17 protein-coding genes and 1 tRNA gene are annotated in these 17,881 nt (G+C 65.6%); 12 read left to right on the top strand and 6 right to left on the bottom strand.

Annotation, left to right across the window (positions count from 1 at the left end; all coding sequences use genetic code 11):
* Window positions 1–7 precede the first annotated feature (7 nt).
* Together BN4252_RS05980 and BN4252_RS05975 are read left to right on the top strand one after the other, a co-directional pair.
* Window positions 8–1,171, top strand: a complete 1,164-nt coding sequence (locus BN4252_RS05980) for a metallophosphoesterase family protein (protein ID WP_066527564.1) — start codon at window positions 8–10, stop codon at window positions 1,169–1,171.
* 2 nt (window positions 1,172–1,173) lie between these two features.
* Window positions 1,174–3,813: an AAA family ATPase gene (locus BN4252_RS05975; protein ID WP_066527545.1), complete on the top strand. Its 2,640-nt coding sequence runs from the start codon at window positions 1,174–1,176 to the stop codon at window positions 3,811–3,813.
* A 22-nt stretch (window positions 3,814–3,835) separates the two neighbouring features.
* Here the strand turns inward: BN4252_RS05975 and BN4252_RS05970 are convergent, their stop codons facing one another.
* Complete coding sequence (locus BN4252_RS05970; protein ID WP_066527538.1) at window positions 3,836–4,372, bottom strand: YceI family protein; 537 nt, start codon at window positions 4,370–4,372, stop codon at window positions 3,836–3,838.
* A gap of 175 nt (window positions 4,373–4,547) precedes the next feature.
* On the opposite strand from BN4252_RS05970, the gene BN4252_RS05965 reads away from it, so the two are divergent.
* From BN4252_RS05965 to BN4252_RS05915, 10 genes are all read left to right on the top strand, one after another.
* Complete coding sequence (locus BN4252_RS05965; protein WP_066529217.1) at window positions 4,548–4,970, top strand: MarR family winged helix-turn-helix transcriptional regulator; 423 nt, start codon at window positions 4,548–4,550, stop codon at window positions 4,968–4,970.
* Between the two features lie 78 nt (window positions 4,971–5,048).
* Entirely contained in the window at window positions 5,049–5,270 is a 222-nt protein-coding gene (locus BN4252_RS05960) for a PspC domain-containing protein (protein ID WP_066527536.1), read from the top strand.
* Between the two features lie 261 nt (window positions 5,271–5,531).
* Entirely contained in the window at window positions 5,532–6,035 is a 504-nt protein-coding gene (locus BN4252_RS11460; protein ID WP_222859809.1) for a hypothetical protein, read from the top strand.
* A gap of 45 nt (window positions 6,036–6,080) precedes the next feature.
* A complete protein-coding gene (locus BN4252_RS05950; RefSeq protein WP_066527532.1) occupies window positions 6,081–6,263 on the top strand; it encodes a hypothetical protein in 183 nt (60 codons plus the stop codon).
* 49 nt (window positions 6,264–6,312) lie between these two features.
* Complete coding sequence (locus BN4252_RS05945) at window positions 6,313–6,864, top strand: LURP-one-related/scramblase family protein (protein WP_066527530.1); 552 nt, start codon at window positions 6,313–6,315, stop codon at window positions 6,862–6,864.
* Window positions 6,865–7,580: 716 nt separating this feature from the next.
* Window positions 7,581–7,940, top strand: coding sequence for a Cd(II)/Pb(II)-sensing metalloregulatory transcriptional regulator CmtR (cmtR, locus tag BN4252_RS05935; RefSeq protein ID WP_066527527.1), 360 nt, complete (start codon window positions 7,581–7,583; stop codon window positions 7,938–7,940).
* Entirely contained in the window at window positions 7,940–8,539 is a 600-nt protein-coding gene (locus tag BN4252_RS05930; RefSeq protein ID WP_066527524.1) for a cadmium resistance transporter, read from the top strand. Before cmtR ends, BN4252_RS05930 begins: the two co-directional genes overlap by 1 nt.
* A gap of 568 nt (window positions 8,540–9,107) precedes the next feature.
* Window positions 9,108–10,334 (top strand): IS21 family transposase, encoded by a 1,227-nt coding sequence (gene istA / locus BN4252_RS05925; RefSeq protein WP_143341177.1) that lies wholly within the window; start codon window positions 9,108–9,110, stop codon window positions 10,332–10,334.
* A complete protein-coding gene (istB, locus tag BN4252_RS05920) occupies window positions 10,331–11,125 on the top strand; it encodes an IS21-like element helper ATPase IstB (RefSeq protein WP_066527521.1) in 795 nt (264 codons plus the stop codon). Before istA ends, istB begins: the two co-directional genes overlap by 4 nt.
* A 12-nt stretch (window positions 11,126–11,137) precedes the next feature.
* A complete protein-coding gene (locus BN4252_RS05915; protein ID WP_066527519.1) occupies window positions 11,138–12,346 on the top strand; it encodes an IS481 family transposase in 1,209 nt (402 codons plus the stop codon).
* Window positions 12,347–12,449: 103 nt separating this feature from the next.
* Here BN4252_RS05915 and BN4252_RS05910 read toward each other — a convergent pair.
* The 5 genes from BN4252_RS05910 to BN4252_RS05890 form a co-directional block, all read right to left on the bottom strand.
* Window positions 12,450–12,523 (bottom strand) — tRNA-Arg (locus tag BN4252_RS05910).
* A gap of 356 nt (window positions 12,524–12,879) precedes the next feature.
* Entirely contained in the window at window positions 12,880–13,482 is a 603-nt protein-coding gene (locus BN4252_RS05905; RefSeq protein WP_066529211.1) for a LutC/YkgG family protein, read from the bottom strand.
* A 92-nt stretch (window positions 13,483–13,574) separates the two neighbouring features.
* Window positions 13,575–15,140, bottom strand: coding sequence for a LutB/LldF family L-lactate oxidation iron-sulfur protein (locus tag BN4252_RS05900; RefSeq protein ID WP_187370929.1), 1,566 nt, complete (start codon window positions 15,138–15,140; stop codon window positions 13,575–13,577).
* Complete coding sequence (locus tag BN4252_RS05895) at window positions 15,137–15,922, bottom strand: (Fe-S)-binding protein (RefSeq protein WP_066527516.1); 786 nt, start codon at window positions 15,920–15,922, stop codon at window positions 15,137–15,139. Before BN4252_RS05895 ends, BN4252_RS05900 begins: the two co-directional genes overlap by 4 nt.
* Window positions 15,923–15,998: 76 nt before the next feature.
* Entirely contained in the window at window positions 15,999–17,678 is a 1,680-nt protein-coding gene (locus tag BN4252_RS05890; RefSeq protein ID WP_066527513.1) for an L-lactate permease, read from the bottom strand.
* Window positions 17,679–17,881 lie beyond the last annotated feature (203 nt).

Genomic DNA, 17,881 nt, shown 5'->3' with positions numbered 1-17,881 from the left:
TTGGGGCATGACGAAAACCACCTTCATCCACACCTCGGACCTGCAGCTGGGCATGAAGCGCAAGTTCCTCCGCCCCGAGGCGCAATCGCGGTTTGACGATGCACGGCTGCGCGCCGTGGAGCGGGTGGGGGAGCTCGCCCGGGAGCGCGGCGCGGAGTTCATCGTTGTCGCGGGCGACGTCTTCGAACACAACTCGCTGGAGAGCTCCACCTTCGGCCGCGCAAAGGAGGTACTGCGCGCCCTGCCGGTGCCCGTCTACCTGCTACCCGGCAACCATGACCCGCTCGTGGCGGATTCCATCCTCGCCCGCGCCGCCGAGGCGGACGGCGTGCACGTGATCACCGATTCCCAGCCGCTGGAGGTGGCCGAGGGGGTGGAGCTTATCGGCGCGCCGCTCACTGCCAAGCACGCCGCCGAGGACCTCTGCGCTAGGGCCGTGCGCGGCCTCGAGCCGACCGAGCGCATCCGCGTGCTAGTGGGCCACGGCGCCGTGGAGGGGTTCGGTGACGAGGACACCGCGGCCGTGATTGATATCGGCGTGTTGGAGCCGTTGCTAAGAGACGGCACCTTGGACTACGTCGCCTTGGGCGACACGCACTCCACCCACAGCCTCGGGCGGACCGGGAAGATCTGGTACTCCGGCTCGCCCGAAACCACCGACTACCTGGAGCGCGGAGCGGGGGAAGTAGCCGGCGGCGAGGTGGATTCCGGCAACGCCCTAGTGGTGAGCGTGGACAAGCAGGGCACGAACTCGACCGTGGAGGTGGAGAAGGCGGCCACGGGCAGCTGGGCGTTCGAGGTCCGCTCCTGGGAGGTGGCGGACGCCGCGGACGTGGACGCCGTGCTTGCGGAGCTGCGCGAGTACCCGGTCAAGGACCGCACCGTGATCAAGTACGCGCTCACCGGCACCCTGGGGCTGGAGGCCACCGGCACCCTGCAGCGGGGGTTGGAGGCCCTCGAGCCGGTCTTCGCTGCCCTCTACCCGCGCGAGCGGCTGATGAGCCTGCACCTCGAGCCGGGCGCCGAGGAGATGGAAAACCTGCCGCTGACCGGGTACGCGCGCGACGCGATGCGCGAGCTGGTCGAGCTCGCCGCCGCGCCGGGCGCGGACACCCAAGCCGCGAAGGACGCCGTCAACCTGCTCTTCCGCCTGTCCAAGGAGGCCAATTAACCATGCGCATCCACGCCCTGACCATTGATAACTTCCGCGGCATCGAGCACCTCGAGCTGGCCAACCTGCCGGATACCGGGGTGATTATCATCCACGGCTGCAACGAGGCGGGGAAATCCACCATCTTGGATGCGATCGACACGGTCCTGCGCGAGCGCCACACCGCGGGTGGCAAGAAAATGAAGATCTACGCGCCGGCCGGCAAAGACACCGGCCCTGAGGTGACGTTGAGCGCCACCGTGGGGCAGTACAGCTTTACCATTCACAAACGCTGGCTGAAGGCCAAGCTTGCCGAGCTCACCGTCACCGCACCCGTGCGCCGCAACCTCACCGGCCGCGAGGCGGACGACGAGCTGGAGCGCATCCTGGCGGAGCAGATGGACACCTCGTTGGCCACCACGCTGTTTTTGCGCCAGGGCGCTCTGGAGCCGGGGATTGCGGCGGCGGGCATACCGTCGATAAGCAAGGCCCTCGACGCGCAGGCAGGCGGCGAGCAGGCGGGGGAGGAGGACACCGCGCTGATGCAGGCGATCGAGGCCGAGTACGCCCGCTACTTCACCGCCGCCGAGCCGCCGAAGGAGAAGGCGAGCTACAAGGCGCTGTTCACGGCCGTGGACGAGGCGCGAGAGGAGTGTAGCCGCCACGCGCAGGAGGTGGAGCGCCTCGCCGGGTTTGTGGAGGAGGTGGAGCGCAAGCGCGCCGAGATCGAGGCGATCGGAGAGGAGCTGCCGCAGGCGCAGGAAGAGCTGCGCGTTCGCCAGGCAGAGCACGAGGCCGCGGGCCAGGTGGTGGCCAAGTCCGAGCAAGCCCGGGAGCGGCTTGCGCTCGCGACGGTGACGCGCGAGCGCGCTGAGCAGGACGTAGCCGCGCGGGCCGCGCTGCGGGATCGCGCGGAGGAGGCCGCCGAGCAGGAGCAACAGCTGCAGGGCAAGCTCGGGCCCGCCACCGAGGCGCGCGACGCCGAGGCCGAAAAGATAGGTGAGCTCACGCGCGCGGTGGAGGACGCGAAACGCCACCTGGGCGCCGCCCGCGAGGGGGTGAAGGTGGCTGAGGCGCGCCGCGAGCGGGTGCGCGCGCAGCACCGCCTGCGGGTGGTGGACGAGCAGCTCCAGCGCATCGCCGCCGCCGAGGACGCGTACGCCGAGTTGCTGCGCCGCGCCCCCGAGCGCGAGGTGAGCGACAAGGACGTCCGCGCCCTCGAGCAGGCCGAAAACCAGGTGACGCTGCAGCGCCGGCTGCGCGACGCCGCCTCCGCCAAACTGGAGATCACCGCCGCGGGCCAGACTGCGGTGGTGGAGGGGGAGCAGCTGCTTATCGACGGCACCGAGGCCGTCCCCGTCTTCGAAGGCACCACCCTAACCCTGGGCGACTTTGCCGTGGTTTTCCGCGCAGCGCAGGGCGCGGGCGATCCGCGCGAGGCCGTTGAGCGAGCCGAGGGCGAGCTGGCCGCGCTGCTAGAGGAGGCCGGCTGCGACACCGTGGCCGCGGCCCGCGACGCCCGAGACGCCTGCACCGCCCACGCCGCCGAGGTGAAGGCGGCCCGCCAGCGCCGCGAGGACGCCCTGGCCGGCGCTGGTGCCGACGCCGACGAGCTGCGCGCCGAGCGCGACCGCCTCGCCGCGGCGGCCGAAACCGCTGGCAACGCGGAGCAGCCGAGCGAGGCCGAGACGGAGCAGACGCTAAAGGAGGCGCAGCAGGCCCTCGCCGCGGCCGAGCGCGACGTTGAGGTAGCCGAGGCCGCCCTCAAGCCATACTCCGAGAAGACCGCGGCCCACGAGCTCACGGTGCTCCAGACGCGCCTGGAGGCGAAGGCGGCGCAGGCGCAAGCCGCCGCCTCTGAGCTGGCCAAGGCGGCGGAGGCGGCCGCGGCGGCGGACCTGGATGCCGCGGTTGTCGCCGCCCAGGCCGCGGAACAGGAGGCACGCGCCGCCGTTGAGGCGCTGGACGCGGACTTGGCAAAGGCCGATCCGGAACTCGCCCAGCAGTTGCTGGAGGGTGCCGCGGCGCGCCTGGCCAACCTCGAGGCGCGTCGAGCCGAGGCGCAAAACCGGGTGGCGGAGCTCTCCGGCCACATCGACCTCGCCGCCGGTGCCGCGGAGCGCGCCGACCGCGCGGAGGCGGAGCTGGACGCCGCCGAGACGGAGCTGGCCCGCGCCACCCGCCGCGCGGAGGCGGCGAAGCTGCTTTGGCAGACCATGCGGGCCCACCGCGACGCGGCGCGCGCCCGCTACGCCGCCCCCTTTAACGAGGCGATTCGCAACCGCGCCCGGACACTCTTCGGCCCCAGCGTGGATTTCAACCTGGGCGAGGACCTCACTATCAGCGAGCGCACCGTAGACGGCGTGACCGTCCCCCTGACTGAGCTCTCCGGCGGCACCCGGGAGCAGCTGGCCATCCTTACCCGCTTCGCCATCGCGGATGTGGTCACAGACAGTGGATCCACCACCCCGGTTCCGGTGGTGGTGGACGACGCGCTCGGGGCTACCGACCCCGAGCGGCTTTCGCGCATGAACGCGCTGTTTTCACAAGTGGGCAAGAACGCCCAAGTGCTGGTGCTCACCTGCTTCCCCCAGCGCTTCGACCGCGTGGCGGCCGCGCGCACCTACTCCATGGACGAGCTCAAGGCGGCCCGTGGAGCGTAGGGGAAGAGGCGGGCGCCCGCGGCTACGCGCGGGTTGCGGAGCCCTCGATCTCCACCTTGATGTCCTTGGATAGCAGCAGGCCGCCGGAGTTCATCGGCGCGTTGAAGTCGATGCCGAACTCGGTGCGGTCGATGGTGGTGCTGGCCTCGAAGCCCCAGCGGGTCTCGCCGCTCGGGTCCTCCGCCACACCGAGGGTCTCCACCTTCAGGGTGACCGGCTTGGTCACGTCCTTGATGGTGAGGTCGCCGGTCACGGTGCCGTTGCCCTCGGCGTCGATGTCCGCGGCGGTAGAGGTGAAGGTCGCCTCTGGGAACTGCTCGGCGTCGAAGAAGTCCGCGGAGCGCAGGTGCTCGTCGCGGTCGGTCATGCGGGTGTCCACGGATGCCACCTTGATGGATGCCTCGGCGCGGGACTGCGCCAGGTCGTCGCCATCCACGGTCACGGTTGCGTTCCAGTCGGTGAAGGAACCGCGCACCTTGGTCACCATGGCGTGGCGGACCACAAAGCTCAGGGTGGAGTGGACGGGGTCGATGTTCCAGGTTCCGTGCAGATTTGCCATTGCGTATCGCTCCTGTGTGTTCTGATTGTGTAAGTTGCGCCACTCGGCGTCGGGCCCCATAGTAGCAACCTAGTATGACGTGTCAACAACAATTTTTCCCGGAGAGGTGTGAACGGTGTCGGAAGCAAACGAGACCCGCTGGTTGAGTGAGGAAGAGCAGCAGCTCTGGCGCCACATGATCGCGGCGTCGGTCAAGATCACGCGCCGCATCGACGACGCGCTGCGTGAGGTTTCCGGCCTCTCGTCGCCCGAATACGCCGTGATGGTGAACCTGTCGGAGGCCCCGGGCGGGGAGATCCGGCTGCGCGACCTGTGCGTCGAGCTGGGGTGGGACCGCTCCCGCGCGTCGCACCAGATCACCCGCATGGAAAAGCGCGGGCTGGTGTCCAAGTGCACGGCCAAGGACGACTCCCGGGGCGTGATGGTCTCCCTGACGGAGGAGGGGTGGCGCCGCCTCGAGGTCGCGGTGCCGGACCACGTGGAGACGGTGCGCAGGCTCGTGTTCGACCCCACCGGCGAGCAGGACCGCGCCGGCGCCCTGCGCTTCCTGCGGGCCATCGTCGAAGCCGAGGAAAACTCGGGGCCGAAATCGGGGTAAACCCCGTTGCCGGCTTCCCCGCGCATCCGTTTAATGGGTGGTGTAACCGAGATTGTGTTCAAAAGAAAGGCATATGTCATGAGCTCCCCGTACCCCACCTACAACCAGCCGCCGGAGCGCAAGCTCACCCGCTCCATGACAGACAAGATGATCGCCGGCGTGTGCGGCGGCATTGCCCAGTACCTGGGCGTCGACGCGACCCTGGTGCGCTTGGTCTTCGGCGTCCTCGTGCTCGCCGGCATCCTCCCGGGTGTCCTGGCGTACATCGTGGCCTGGATCGTTATGCCGGCCGAGTTCTAGCGTCCGCCCGGCACCTCCGCACCCGCGCCAGCGTCGGCGCGGGTGTTCTTTTTGCTGCTCTTTTTGCGCGCGCGGCACGAAACGCCACAATCCATGCACCTTCGTACCGAGTCCGGCCCGCGTTGCGGGGGCTGGGAGATGTGTAAAGGAGACAGCCTTCGTACCGAGTCCGGCCCGTGGGCTGGCGGGTGCTGGGCGGGTGGGCATAGCGTCTGGAAGCAAGGCCGGAAACGCTGGCCGCACGCACCGATAGGAGAACCAATGAACCTCAAGAGCGCAGCCGCAGCCACCCTGGCCGCGGCAACCATCCTCACCGCCGGCACCGCCCACGCCGAGACTGCGGCCCCGCAGGAGGCCGCCACCTACACCCCGACCGCGGATGGCGCGGGTTTGGAGATTTCGCTTGTCGACGGCACCCACTTCGCGCAGTCCCACAACGCAATCGAGGTCCTCGACGCTGCCGGCAACGTTGTGGAGGCGCTGCCCGCGACCGCGAAGGACAAGGACGGCTCTGACGTGCGCTTCGTCTACACCCAGCGCTCCGACTCGCAGCTGCGCGTGGACGTGGTGAGCGCCAACGGCGTGACCACCTACGGCTGGTGGGGCGACTGGGGCAAGTGCGCCGCAGGCATTGCCGGCGGCGCCGGCACTGAGGCCCTCGGCGGCGCAGCTGTGGGCTCGGCCGTGCCCGGCATCGGCACCGCAACCGGCGCTGTGGTGGGCGGCGTGGCCGGCGCGCTGACCGGCGCCGCGGCCGCCTGCTAGCGCGAACCCGGTTTTGACGAAGCTTTGTCGAAGGAGGTAAGCGACATGAACAGCACGAAGACGGCCGTCCTTGCGGCAGCAAGCCTGGTGGCGGGGATGCTGACATCCCTGCTCGTGGCGGGCGGCGATGTATCCGCGGCCTGGAAGTCCCCTATCTTCCTGTCCGCCGTGGTCCTGGCGGTGGCGGCCATGCTGGCCACGCTGGCGCAGAAGCGCCGCGGGCGCTAGGGCCCGGGGGAGGGGGCGGGGAGTCGCTGCGCTCGCTACGCTCGGGGCCATGCTGACGCAACAAGAGATCGTGGTCACGCAGACGAAGGCGCTCGGGCGCGACGAGTTTGCCATCCAGACGCCCGGCGGCGAGCTACTTTTCACGGCCCGCCAGACGCTGAAAATGAGCGACGTGGTCAAGGCCTCCCGCGGGGTGGAGGTGTTCGACGCGTCCGGCGCGCACGTGCTCAGTATCGAGGACCCCATCGACCTCGTCCGCGACACCTACGTCGTGCACCTGGTGGAGCCGCCAATGCAGCTGGCCCGCCTAACCAAGCGCTTCGCGTGGATCGGGTCCAAGTTTGACGTGGAGATCGCGGGCTTTCCGGGGGTGGAGATCCAGGGTGAGGTGTTCCAGCTCAACTACGTGCTGACATCCCAGGGCCGGCCCTTTGCCCGGGTGGACGCGGAGTTCAGCGGCCTCGGCCGCGCGGTTACGGGCAAGACGAGCTACCGGGTACGCATGGAGCCCGGCCTCGACGAGCGCCAGCACGCCGCGGTGATCGGCATCGCGCTGGCGATCGACATGCGCCGCGCGAAGATGCGACGGCGCAGCGGGTAGGGGAGGCGCGCTGGGTGTCGCTGGGTGCGATCTGGGGGAGACAGATGGCGCGTAGCGCGACCTCCGACCCGGCGGTTTCAGTTAACTCCGCGACCAGTTGTAGCGGGTTAGTGGCTACACCCCGGCTACACCGGGTTGCTCCACCGTGAACGCTCGACAAGTTCGTCAAAGTTGAGCTCTTCCGGTGACTTACCGTTCGAGCGGAAACTTTCAAAGCTACGGAACTTGGAGCCAATTCGGTTGCCTTCGGCGCGGCACAAATCGCACATGGGCCGATTACCAGAAACGAGCGTGGTTCAACCAAGTAAGCACCGCCGCCAGTGTTGTCTCCCTCGTTGTCCCTCTCGGCACTCCATCCGGCAAGGCTCTCCTTGGCGGCGCGAACCGTCGTCGAACCCCGAGGTGCCCCCGCTGCAAACGGGAATCGAGTCGAGGCTGCGGATGAGGTAGATAAGTTTGTTTGGGCCTTCCCGGTTCAAGATGATGAGGCCATCGAGTGTTGTCCCGTTCGGGTCATTGCTTGGGGCCTGAAAACCGATCTCCCGAACTGCGCCAGGCTCGTGCGCAACGTGAATCTCGAGCTGGCGAGGCTGTTTTCGCAACTTTTGCTGGAAACTCTGCCATCTCTGCTACTTCCACTGTCTCTTAGGCAGCACACACAGCTGCACCGCTACCCGGAATTTGACTAGTTCAGTGCTCGCTGTATAGTTCAGTGCATGCTGACTATTACTTCGCGTCTCGACGTGATGAACCGCCTGGGTCGTGCACTGGCCGACCCCACTCGATCCCGGATCATCTTGACCCTGCTCGACCATCCCGCTTACCCGGCGGAACTGTCCCGAGATCTGAACCTGACGCGCCCGAACGTGTCCAACCACCTGGCATGCCTGCGCGATTGCGGGATCGTCGTCTCCGAGCCCGAGGGTCGTCGGACGCGATACGAGATCGCCGATCCGCACCTGGCGCAGGCGCTGACTGCATTGGTCGATGCCACCTTGGCAGTAGACGAAGACGCCCCGTGCATCGATCCCGCCTGCTCGCTTCCCGGGTGCTACGCAGCTGGGGAGGGCGCGTAATGCTCACCACGGTCTTGCAGGCGATAGGCCTGTTCGCAGCTACCAACATCGACGACATCATCGTGCTCTCCCTTTTCTTCGCGCGAGGGGCAGGCCAGAGCGGCACTACCGCCCGTATTCTGGCCGGCCAGTACCTCGGATTTGCCGGCATCCTCGTCGCCGCGATCCTTGTGACCATCGGCGCCGGAGCATTCCTGCCCCCGGCAGCCATTCCATACTTTGGTCTCATCCCTCTGGGCATCGGCCTCTGGGCCGCATGGGAGGCCTGGCGCGGGGACGATGACGACGATGACGACGAGGCCAAGGTTTCCGGCAAGAAGGTCGGCGTGGGGACAGTCGCAGGCGTCACCTTTGCCAACGGTGGCGACAACATCGGCGTCTACACCCCTGTATTCCTCAGCGTGGAACCTCTCGCAGTAGTCACCTACTGCGTTATCTTCCTCGCGCTCGTTGCGGTCCTGGTGGCCCTGGCAAAGTTCGTCGCCACTCGCCCCCCGATCGCGGAAGTGCTCGAACGCTGGGAGCACATCCTCTTTCCCACCGTTCTCATCGGCCTCGGTATCGTGATCCTCGTCAGCGGCGGAGCCTTCGGGCTCTGACGTAGGGGCAGCGTTCCAAACGGCCCCGACCGGGCGCATCCCTCTCGGTTCAGACCCCAACAACTACCCGCGGCCAGTCTTGCGTGATCGCAGCAACAAGACCGCCATGGAGCGCTGCAAAACCCCGCCATCGAGCGAACGAAGCCACAGCCTCTGAGTGCAAGCGCCTCTACTGTTCATCTACAACAACAAGACGCACAACGAACTCGGGAAACCCGAAATCGAAAATCTCGAGGCACCGTAGGAACGATGTCTCGAGACTTCATGATTTCGGAAAGTTAATCGAAACCCCCGGCTCACACTGTGTCCCCGACAGTGTCTGAAGTCACGACATAGTTGACACCGTGTGCCTGGGAAAAGGTTCTTGATGGTTGTCAGATCAGCCGCGACATAGGCGACAATTAGCCCCCCGAAAGTACTTGGGGTGATGGTTGACACCTCAGTCGCGACATAGTTGACAAATGAATAGCCCCAACCGCAACCTCGCCATTGTTAAAGTGTCAGCGCTCTTTGAAAAGTAGCCCAAAACGCTCCTCGAAATGTAGCCCATCCGAAAAAGATTGGATGGGTGATTTCTTTGGATCAATGGGCTCAAATTCGGTTCCTGCGTGGGCAGGGACTATCAATCAGGAAGATCGCTGAGGAAGTCGGCTGCGCGAAAAAGACCGTTGAACGCGCACTAGCATCCGAATCGCCACCGGAGTATTCCCCGCGCCCGGCAAGGCCAACGAGTTTCGACGCCTATGAGCCGGCGGTGCGCGCCCTGTTGGCCGAGTCGCCCCGGTTGAATGCGAAGGTCATCGCTCAGCGGGTCGGTTGGGAAGGGTCAGAATCATGGTTCCGCAAAAACGTAGCCAAAATACGCCCGGAATACCTTCCACCAGATCCGGTCGACACGTTGGACCACCTGCCGGGACATGAGATCCAGTGCGACCTGACGTTCGCTCCGGGCGGGCTGCCCGATGACACCGGAGCGTTTCGCAAGCTGCCGGTGTTGGTGATGGTTGCTGCTCATTCCCGTTTCGCCGGGGCGCGGATCTTGCCGTCGCGCACCACCGATGATCTGCTGGCCGGGATGTGGGATCTCCTCGAGCACACCTTCACAGGGGTTCCCACCCGACTGGTGTGGGACCGCGAATCCGGCATCGGCAGAGCCAGACTGTGCGAACCGGTGATCGCGTTCGCCGGCGCGTTGGGCTGCAAGATCGTGCAAACCCCACCCAGGGACCCGGAATCCAAAGGCGTCGTTGAGCGCACCAACGGGTACATGAAAACCTCGTTCTTCCCGGCACGGCGCTTCACCAGTCCGAAGGATGTGCAAGCCCAGCTCGACGACTGGTTCACCACCGTTGCCAACGTGAGAACACACGCGGTGTTGAAGACTTCACCAGCGGAAGCCTTCGCCACAGATCGGGCCGGGATGCGGCCGCTACCGCCATACACACCGACCTTCGGCACCCGCCCCGCAGTGCGGCTGCCGCGTAACTACTACGTCACCGTCGACACCAACCACTACAGCGTCGACCCCGCCTACGTCGACCGACTCGTCACGGTGCACACCACCTTGCACCAGGTCATCTTGACCGGCCCGGGCGGGGAAACAATCGCCTCCCACCAAACAATCTGGGCGCAAAGCCGCACAATCACCGACCCCGCCCACCAGGCCGCGGCCAAAGCAATGCGCCAGCAGCGCGCAACCACGCCTGCACCGAAACCCAGCTTCGACATCGCCGCCGCCGACCTCACCGTCTATGACCGCATCACCTCAAGCCCTGCGAAAAGGACCACGGCATGACCCGCACCCCAGCACACGACACCACCGCAACAATCCACCGCTACGCCAGGGAGCTCAAAGCACCCCGCATCGCCAGCATCCACGCAACCATCGCGGAACAAGCCCGCGCCGAATCCTGGACACACGAGGAATACCTCGCCGCAGTGCTGTCTGTCGAAGCCACCGCCAGAGCAGAATCCGGCGCCACCCAACGCGTCAAACGCGCCGGCTTCCCCTCGATAAAAACCATCGCCGACTTCGACTTCACCGCCCAACCCGCAATCGACCGGGCAGAGATCGCCCGTCTTGAAACGGGCGCGTGGGTCGCCACCGCCGAAAACGTCGTCCTCCTCGGCCCGCCCGGCACCGGTAAAACACACCTCGCCACAGCACTCGGCGTCACCGCAGCCCAGCAAGGCTACCGGGTCTTGTTCGACACCGCCGCCGGGTGGGTCAACACGCTGACCGAAGCACACGCGATGGGCAGGTTGGAACCAACCTTGAAACGCTTAAGCGGCTACCACCTGCTCATCATCGACGAACTCGGCTACATCCCAGTTGAGGCCGACGCCGCGAACCTGTTCTTCCAGCTCGTGTCCCGCCGGTACGAACACGGCTCCATCATTGTCACGTCCAACCTGGCATTTTCCCAATGGGCGCAATGCTTCGGCGACGTCACTGTCGCCACCGCGATGGTTGACCGCATCGTCCACCACGCCAAAATCTTCCAACACCGAGGCACCAGCCACCGCATCAAAGGCAGAGAAATCCCCGCAACAACCCCCGCCCCGCAACCGCATCAGGCACAATAACCCAAGACCACACTGGGCTACTTTTCAAAGAGCGCCAGTGGGCTACATTTCGAAGAGCGCTCACATAAAGCCGTCCGGGAGCAACGAGAGCCCGTCGCCAAGGTTGCGAAACGATTCGGCATCTCCAGACAACGCGTCTACAAAATCCTCGCCGAGTACGACGCCGGCGGTGCGCAGGCCATCGCGCCGAAATCCCGCGCACCCCACACTCACCCTCAAGCAGTGCCGCAGGCACTGCGAAACCGCATCATCGACATGCGCAAAGAGCTGGTGAAATCTGGCCTCGACGCAGGCCCCGACACCATCGCCTTCCACCTGGAACGGCAAGGAATGCGCGTGCCGTCAACCTCTACAATCCGCCGCATCATCACCGACGCCGGGCTAGTGAGCCCGCAGCCGAAGAAAAAACCGCGCAGCGCCTACATTCGGTTCGAAGCCGCTATGGCCAACGAATGCTGGCAAGCAGACATCACCCACCTCTACCTGCTCGACGGCACCCGAATCGAAGTCCTCGACTTCATCGACGACCACTCCCGCTACCTTTTGTCAATCACCGCCAGACACGCCTTCACCGGCCCAGCCGTCGCCGCCGAACTCCAACGCCTGATCACCACCTACGGCCCACCAGCATCAACACTGACCGACAACGGCCTGGTCTTCACCGCCCGCCTAGCCGGGGCAAAAGGTGGGCGCAACGCATTCGAGAAAACCCTCAACGAGCACCGCATCCAACAGAAAAACGGCCGCCCAGGACACCCCCAAACCCAGGGCAAAATTGAGCGCTTCCACCAAACACTCAAAAAATGGATAGCCGCCAAACCCCCAGCAACCACCATCAGCGAACTGCAGCGCCTCCTCGACGAATTCGCCGACTACTACAACACCCAACGCCCCCACCGAGCACTCGGCAGACGCACCCCAGCCGAGGTCTACACCACCGGCACAAAAGCCGAACCCAACGACAACCCCACCGAAGAATGGCGCATCCGCAACGACATCGTCACCCCCAACGGCAAAGTCACCGTGCGTTACGCCGGCAAGCTCTACCAACTCGGCATCGGCAGGAAATACGCCGGCGAACCCGTCTTAATGGTCATCACCGACAACCACATCACCACATCACTGAAAGAAACCGGCGAGATCATCACCGAGCACTACATCGACACATCCCGCAACTACCAAAAACCATATTGGAAACACGGCCAACCACCCCTGGCCTAACAAACAACAAAACCGGCACCCCAGAAAACAAAAAACCAAGGTGCCGGTTTGTCCACCATGTCGCGACTGAACTGTCAACTATGTCGCGACTGATGACACACTGTGTCCCCGACAGGATTCGAACCTGCGACCTTCGGTACCGGAAACCGATGCTCTAATCCACTGAGCTACGAAGACATCCGCCGGCAGCGGCAGCTGCCAACGTGAAAAGCCTAGCACCCGGGGGCCTCCGCCTTGAAATCGCCCTCCGCGCTCCGGCCCCCGGGGCAACCCAGCGCAATGACAAAGAACCGGGGAGGAACACACAGCCCGATTCAACGCTCCTCGAACGTTGGCCCGCCATACTCATTCCTGCGCGCGATACAAAGCGTGGCACGGGAAACAATGACAGCAAAACGGCCGGTCGCTTCCGAAAGGAAGGGCCGGCCGTTTTGTGCGCTCAGCTGCGCTCAGCTGCGCTCAGCTGCGCTCAGCTGCGCTCAGCTGCGCTCAGCTGCGCTCAGCTGCGCTCAGCTGCGCTCAGCTCGCAGGTGCTAGTGCAGCACCATCACCACCAGGTCGCGGGGGCCGTGGACGCCCTCGACGCGCACGAGCTCGATGTCCGAGGTGGCGGAGCCGCCCGAGATCATCGTGTTCGGCTTCAGGGGGTCCAGGCGGCCGATCATCTCAGGCACGCCGTAGACCACCGTCTCGGGGCGGACCACGCACACGTGGTGGTCCGGCACCAGCGACAGGGCGCGACGGCCGCAAACGTCGTCGGCCTGCAGCACGATGGTGCCTGTGACGGCGCAGGTGACGTGGGAGTCGGTGACCGCCACAACGTCGCCGAGATCGCGCGGGTCCTTGGACGTGTCGTCCGGGCGGGCGCCGGGGAGTTCGGCGAAGAGCTTCTCGTCCATGCCGGGGGCGTAGACGGGGTTCTTCCAGTCGCGGTCCTCGATCGCCTTCTTGATGTCGGCGGCGAGGTCTGCCTCGGTGGTCTCCACCACGGCCGCGCCGTAGTCCACCAGGCGGTCGATGAGCAGCTCGCGCAGCTCATCTGCACCCTTGTCGGAGGTGGTGTTGTAGTTGCGCACCACGTCGACGTGCTTGGGCGTTCCGGAGAGCTGCTGCGCGTCGCGGATGCGCTTGAGCATCTCCTGCTTCGCGTCGGCGTTGCGGCGCTCGTCGTCGCCGAAGGAGCCCGGCTGCGCGGCGCCGGCGTCCGAAGAAATCTTCGTGGTCATGACTACTTGAACTCCTCCGGGGTCTCAATCAGCTTGTCGGCGTCGGCGTGGCCCTTCTGGCTGGGGATGCCCTCCCTGCGGGCGTTGGCCAGAAGCTCCTGGGCCTCGTCGGTGTCCCACCACTGGCGGAAGGACTTCTTCGGCGGCACCGCAACGTCGCGGTACTCGGTCCAGCCGGAGATCGGCGGCGGCATGGTCTCGATTTCGCCGTTTCGGCCGCCGAGGATGCGGCCCAGCGCCACCATGCGCACGGCGCGGTTCCACAGCTTCGGGTTGCCCCACAGTAGGGAGATGCCGGCAAAGGCGCCCTGCTCCCAGCGGGTCGGCTCCTCCTTGGCCTTCTGGTAGCGCAGGTCGAGCAGGATGTCGGTGATCGGGATCTTCACCGGGCAGACCTCGTTGCAGCGGCCGCACAGGGAGGACGCGAACGGCAGGGAGCTGTTCGGGTCTTCCGCGGAGTCGATGCCGGTGAGCTGCGGGGTGAGGATGGCGCCGATCGGGCCCGGGTAGGCGGAGCCGTAGGAGTGGCCACCGGCGCGCTCGTAGACCGGGCACACGTTCAGGCAGGCGGAGCAGCGGATGCACTTCAGCGCCTCGCGGCCGATCTCGTTGGACATGGCGGCGGTGCGGCCGTTGTCAATCAGCACGATGTGGAAGTTCTGTGGGCCGTCGCCCTCCGTCACACCGGTCCACAGGGAGGTGTACGGGTTCATGCGCTCCGCGGTGGAGGAGCGCGGCAGCAGCTGCAGGAACACGCCCAGGTCATCGAAGGAGGGGAGGATCTTCTCAATGCCCATGACGGAGATCAGGGTCTCCGGCAGGGTCAGGCACATGCGGCCGTTGCCCTCGGACTCCACGATGGACACGGTGCCGGTCTCGGCGATGCCGAAGTTGACGCCGGAGATGGCCACCTTGGCCCTCATGAACTGGTCGCGCAGGTACTGGCGCGCGGCGTTGGTCAGCTCGGTCGGGTCGGAGGTGAGCGTGTCGTCCGTGTTGGGCATCCGGTCCACGAAGATGTCGCGCACCTCGGCGCGGTTGCGGTGGATGGCCGGCACGAGGATGTGGGAGGGGAAGTCATCGCCCAGCTGGACAATGAGCTCCGCCAGGTCCGTCTCCTGCGCGTGGATGCCGTGCTTCTCCAGCTCCTCGTTCAGCGCGATCTCCTGGGTGGCCATGGACTTGATCTTGACCACCTCGCTCTCACCGGTCTCCTTGACCAAGCGGGCGATGATCTCGTTGGCCTCCTTGGAGTCGCGGGCCCAGTGCACGTGGCCGCCGCGGGCGGTCACGTTGCGCTCGAACTCCTCGAGCAGCTCCGGCAGGCGGGACATGACGTCCTGCTTGATGGTGGAGCCGGCCTCGCGCAGATCCTGCCAGTCATCCAGCTCGTCCACGGCGTTCTGGCGCTTCACGCGGATGGTGGTGGTGGCGTACTGCAGGTTGCGGCGCTTGGTTACGTTGTCCAGCTCGTGGTGAGCGGCCTTCTGAAACTTCTCGGTGCCGCGCAGGTGGTTCGGGCCCACCGCGTGGGGCGGCATTTGGGGCTTGCCAAGTGCAACTTTCACAGCATTTTCTCCCTCGAGTACGCGGCCGAGGTCGGGGTCCACGGGTGCTCCTTGGTGGAGGCGAGGATCTCGGCCATGTGCAGGGCGCGGACGCCGTTGTGCTGGCGGCTCATTGCGCCGGCGATGTTCATCAGACAGGAGGAGTCACCCGCGGTGACGTACTCCGCGTTGGTCTCCTTGATGTGGCGGGTCTTGTCCGAGACCATTGCCGCAGACACCTCCGGCATCTTCACGGAGAAGGTGCCGCCGAAGCCGCAGCACTCCTCCGCGTTGGGCAGGTCCACCAGCTCGAGGCCCTCCACATTGCGCAGCAGCTCCTTCGGGCGCTCGCCGACCTTGATGAAGCGCAGCGAGTGGCAGGAGGAGTGGTAGGTCACGCGGTGGGGGAAGAAGGCGCCCACGTTGTAGGTGCCGGCCACGTCCACGATGAACTCGGACAGGTCGTAGGTCTTCTTTGACGTTTGCTTGGCTCCGTCGACAAGCGCCTTGCTCCCGAACCGCTCAGCGAGCATCACGTGCTGCTCGCGCACGGCGCCGGTGCAGGAACCGGAGGGCACGACCACGTAGTCGATGGACGGGTCGGAGAAGGTGTCAACGTAGTTCTCGACGATGGGCATCGCCTGCTCTTGGTAGCCGGTGTTGACGTGCATTTGGCCGCAGCAGGTCTGCGACTCCGGGAACACGACCTCGAAACCGAGACGCGAGAGCACAAGTGCCGAAGCCTTGTGCGCGTCGGGGAAGAGGGCGTCACCGATACAAGTAGAAAACAGCGCTACTCGCAATTGGGACTCCTTAGAAAGGCGGTTGATAGACGCTTGGCAGTCGAGCTTGGCTGCAAAGTATTACTTTAGAGCAGCCTTACGGGACAACGGGAGCCAGACCGCTCAAGATGTTCGTTTGCAGGAAGACGATCACGCAGACGGCGATCAGGAAGCCGAACGACCAGCCCACGACCTTCTTGAAGATTTCGGACTCCTTGCCCTCCATGTTTACCGCGGTTGCGGCAATCGCGAGGGACTGGGGGGAAATCATCTTGCCCACAACGCCACCGGTGGTGTTGGCGGCGAGCATCAGATCCGGGTTCAGGCCGAGGCGGTCGGCGGCGGTGACCTGCAGGTTGGCAAACAGCGCGTTGGCGGAGGTGTCCGAGCCGGTGACGGCCACGCCCACCCAGCCCAGCATGGGGGCGAAGAAGGCGAAGGCGCCGCCGAGCCCCGCGAAGAACTCGCCGATGGTCACGGTCTGGCCGGAGTAGTTCATCACGTACGCCAGCGCCAGCACCAAGAAGATGGTGGCCGCGGACCAGCGCATGCGGTAGACGGTGTCCACGAACTCCTTGCCCACCTGGCCCCAGGTGAGGGAGTAGCGGCCGTTCTCGTTGAAGATCATGTAGACGATGGCCACGATCAGGCCGGAGATAACCAGCAGGGTGCCCGGGTTGTTCAGGTACGCGAACGAGTAGTCCGTCTTTACCTCGCCGCCGGTGGCGTTGAGCAGCTTGCCCGTCTCAATACCCGGCCACGGGAAGGAGATCTTGAAGCTCTTCAGCCAGGTCGGGATGGTGCTGCCCAGGTTGGCCAGGCCGAAGATGACCACCACCACGGCGTAGGGGAACAGGGCCATGGCCACGCGGTTGGCGGGGAGGTGGATCTCCTCGGAGCCGCGGGTGTCCTCGAGACCGAGGCGAGAGCGCATGCCCTCGAGGCCGCGCGGGTTCCAGAAACGCAGGAGCAGGAACGCAGCGCCGAGGGAGACGATGCAGGCGATGACGTCGGTGAGCTGGTAGGCGAAGTGGTTGGAGGTCCACCACTGGGCGATACCGAAGGACAGGCCGATGGTGAACGCGGCCGGCGCGGTGTCCTTCACGCCCTTCCAGCCGTCGATGATGAAGGCGATGATGAAGGGCACGAAGAAGGCGAGCAGCGGGGTCTGGTGGCCGATGATGGCCGCGATGTTCTCGGTCTGCTCCAGGGTGCGGCCGCCGACCTCGCCGGCGGTGGTGATCGGGATGGCCACGGCGCCGAAGGCCACGGGCGCGGTGTTGGCGATCAGCACCACGGTGGCTGCCTTGAGCGGCTCGATGCCCAGCGCCAGGATCATGGTGGCGGTAATGGCCACGGGTGCGCCGAAGCCGGCGAGCGCCTCGAGCAGGCCGCCGAAGCAGAACGCGATCAGCATGGCCTGGATGCGCACGTCGCCGTTGCCCATCTTGTCAAAAACCAGGCGCAGGTCCTCGAAGCGGCCGGAGGCCACGGTGATCTGGTAGAACCAGATCGCGGTGAGGATCACCCAGACGATGGGGAAGAGGCCGTAGAGACCGCCGCGCAGGGCGGAGGACAGCGCCATCCCGGTGGGCATGTTGAAGCCCAGGATGGCCACCAGGATCGCCACAATCAAGGCGACCAGGCCAGAGGTGTGCGCGCGGGCCTTGAAGCCCAGCAGCATGATGAAGAAGGTGAGAAGCGGCAGGGTGGAAACCAGTGCCGAAAGCCCGACGCTGCCCCCGACGGCGTCGGTGAACACCTGGAATTGTTCCATAAACGCGTTCCTTGTCTAGATGGGTTCGGTCCGGCACCGGCGCTGCGCCGGAACCGGGCTGGAAAAGGAGGAACGACAGGGCTGTGCCGCCGCTCATCACCGCGGTGCCCTTGTGATCCACAGCGAATTATGACACCTCGGCCAGACATTCCATAGCGTGCGGGTAAGTTTTCTGCCCCCCGGGGCTGAACTAGACTGTCGGC

Origin of the sequence: Corynebacterium bouchesdurhonense (assembly GCF_900078305.2) — a bacterium.
Taxonomy (GTDB): Bacteria; Actinomycetota; Actinomycetes; order Mycobacteriales; family Mycobacteriaceae; genus Corynebacterium; species Corynebacterium bouchesdurhonense.
This window is presented reverse-complemented; position numbering and strand designations above follow the sequence as displayed.

Coding starts and splice junctions, on each gene's coding strand:
- BN4252_RS05980 (WP_066527564.1), top strand. CDS start 8: ATGACGAAAACCACCTTCATCCACACCTCGGACCTGCAGCTGGGCATG.
- BN4252_RS05975 (WP_066527545.1), top strand. CDS start 1,174: ATGCGCATCCACGCCCTGACCATTGATAACTTCCGCGGCATCGAGCAC.
- BN4252_RS05970 (WP_066527538.1), bottom strand. CDS start 4,372: ATGGCAAATCTGCACGGAACCTGGAACATCGACCCCGTCCACTCCACC.
- BN4252_RS05965 (WP_066529217.1), top strand. CDS start 4,548: ATGATCGCGGCGTCGGTCAAGATCACGCGCCGCATCGACGACGCGCTG.
- BN4252_RS05960 (WP_066527536.1), top strand. CDS start 5,049: ATGAGCTCCCCGTACCCCACCTACAACCAGCCGCCGGAGCGCAAGCTC.
- BN4252_RS11460 (WP_222859809.1), top strand. CDS start 5,532: ATGAACCTCAAGAGCGCAGCCGCAGCCACCCTGGCCGCGGCAACCATC.
- BN4252_RS05950 (WP_066527532.1), top strand. CDS start 6,081: ATGAACAGCACGAAGACGGCCGTCCTTGCGGCAGCAAGCCTGGTGGCG.
- BN4252_RS05945 (WP_066527530.1), top strand. CDS start 6,313: ATGCTGACGCAACAAGAGATCGTGGTCACGCAGACGAAGGCGCTCGGG.
- cmtR (WP_066527527.1), top strand. CDS start 7,581: ATGCTGACTATTACTTCGCGTCTCGACGTGATGAACCGCCTGGGTCGT.
- BN4252_RS05930 (WP_066527524.1), top strand. CDS start 7,940: ATGCTCACCACGGTCTTGCAGGCGATAGGCCTGTTCGCAGCTACCAAC.
- istB (WP_066527521.1), top strand. CDS start 10,331: ATGACCCGCACCCCAGCACACGACACCACCGCAACAATCCACCGCTAC.
- BN4252_RS05905 (WP_066529211.1), bottom strand. CDS start 13,482: ATGCTCAAGCGCATCCGCGACGCGCAGCAGCTCTCCGGAACGCCCAAG.
- BN4252_RS05890 (WP_066527513.1), bottom strand. CDS start 17,678: ATGGAACAATTCCAGGTGTTCACCGACGCCGTCGGGGGCAGCGTCGGG.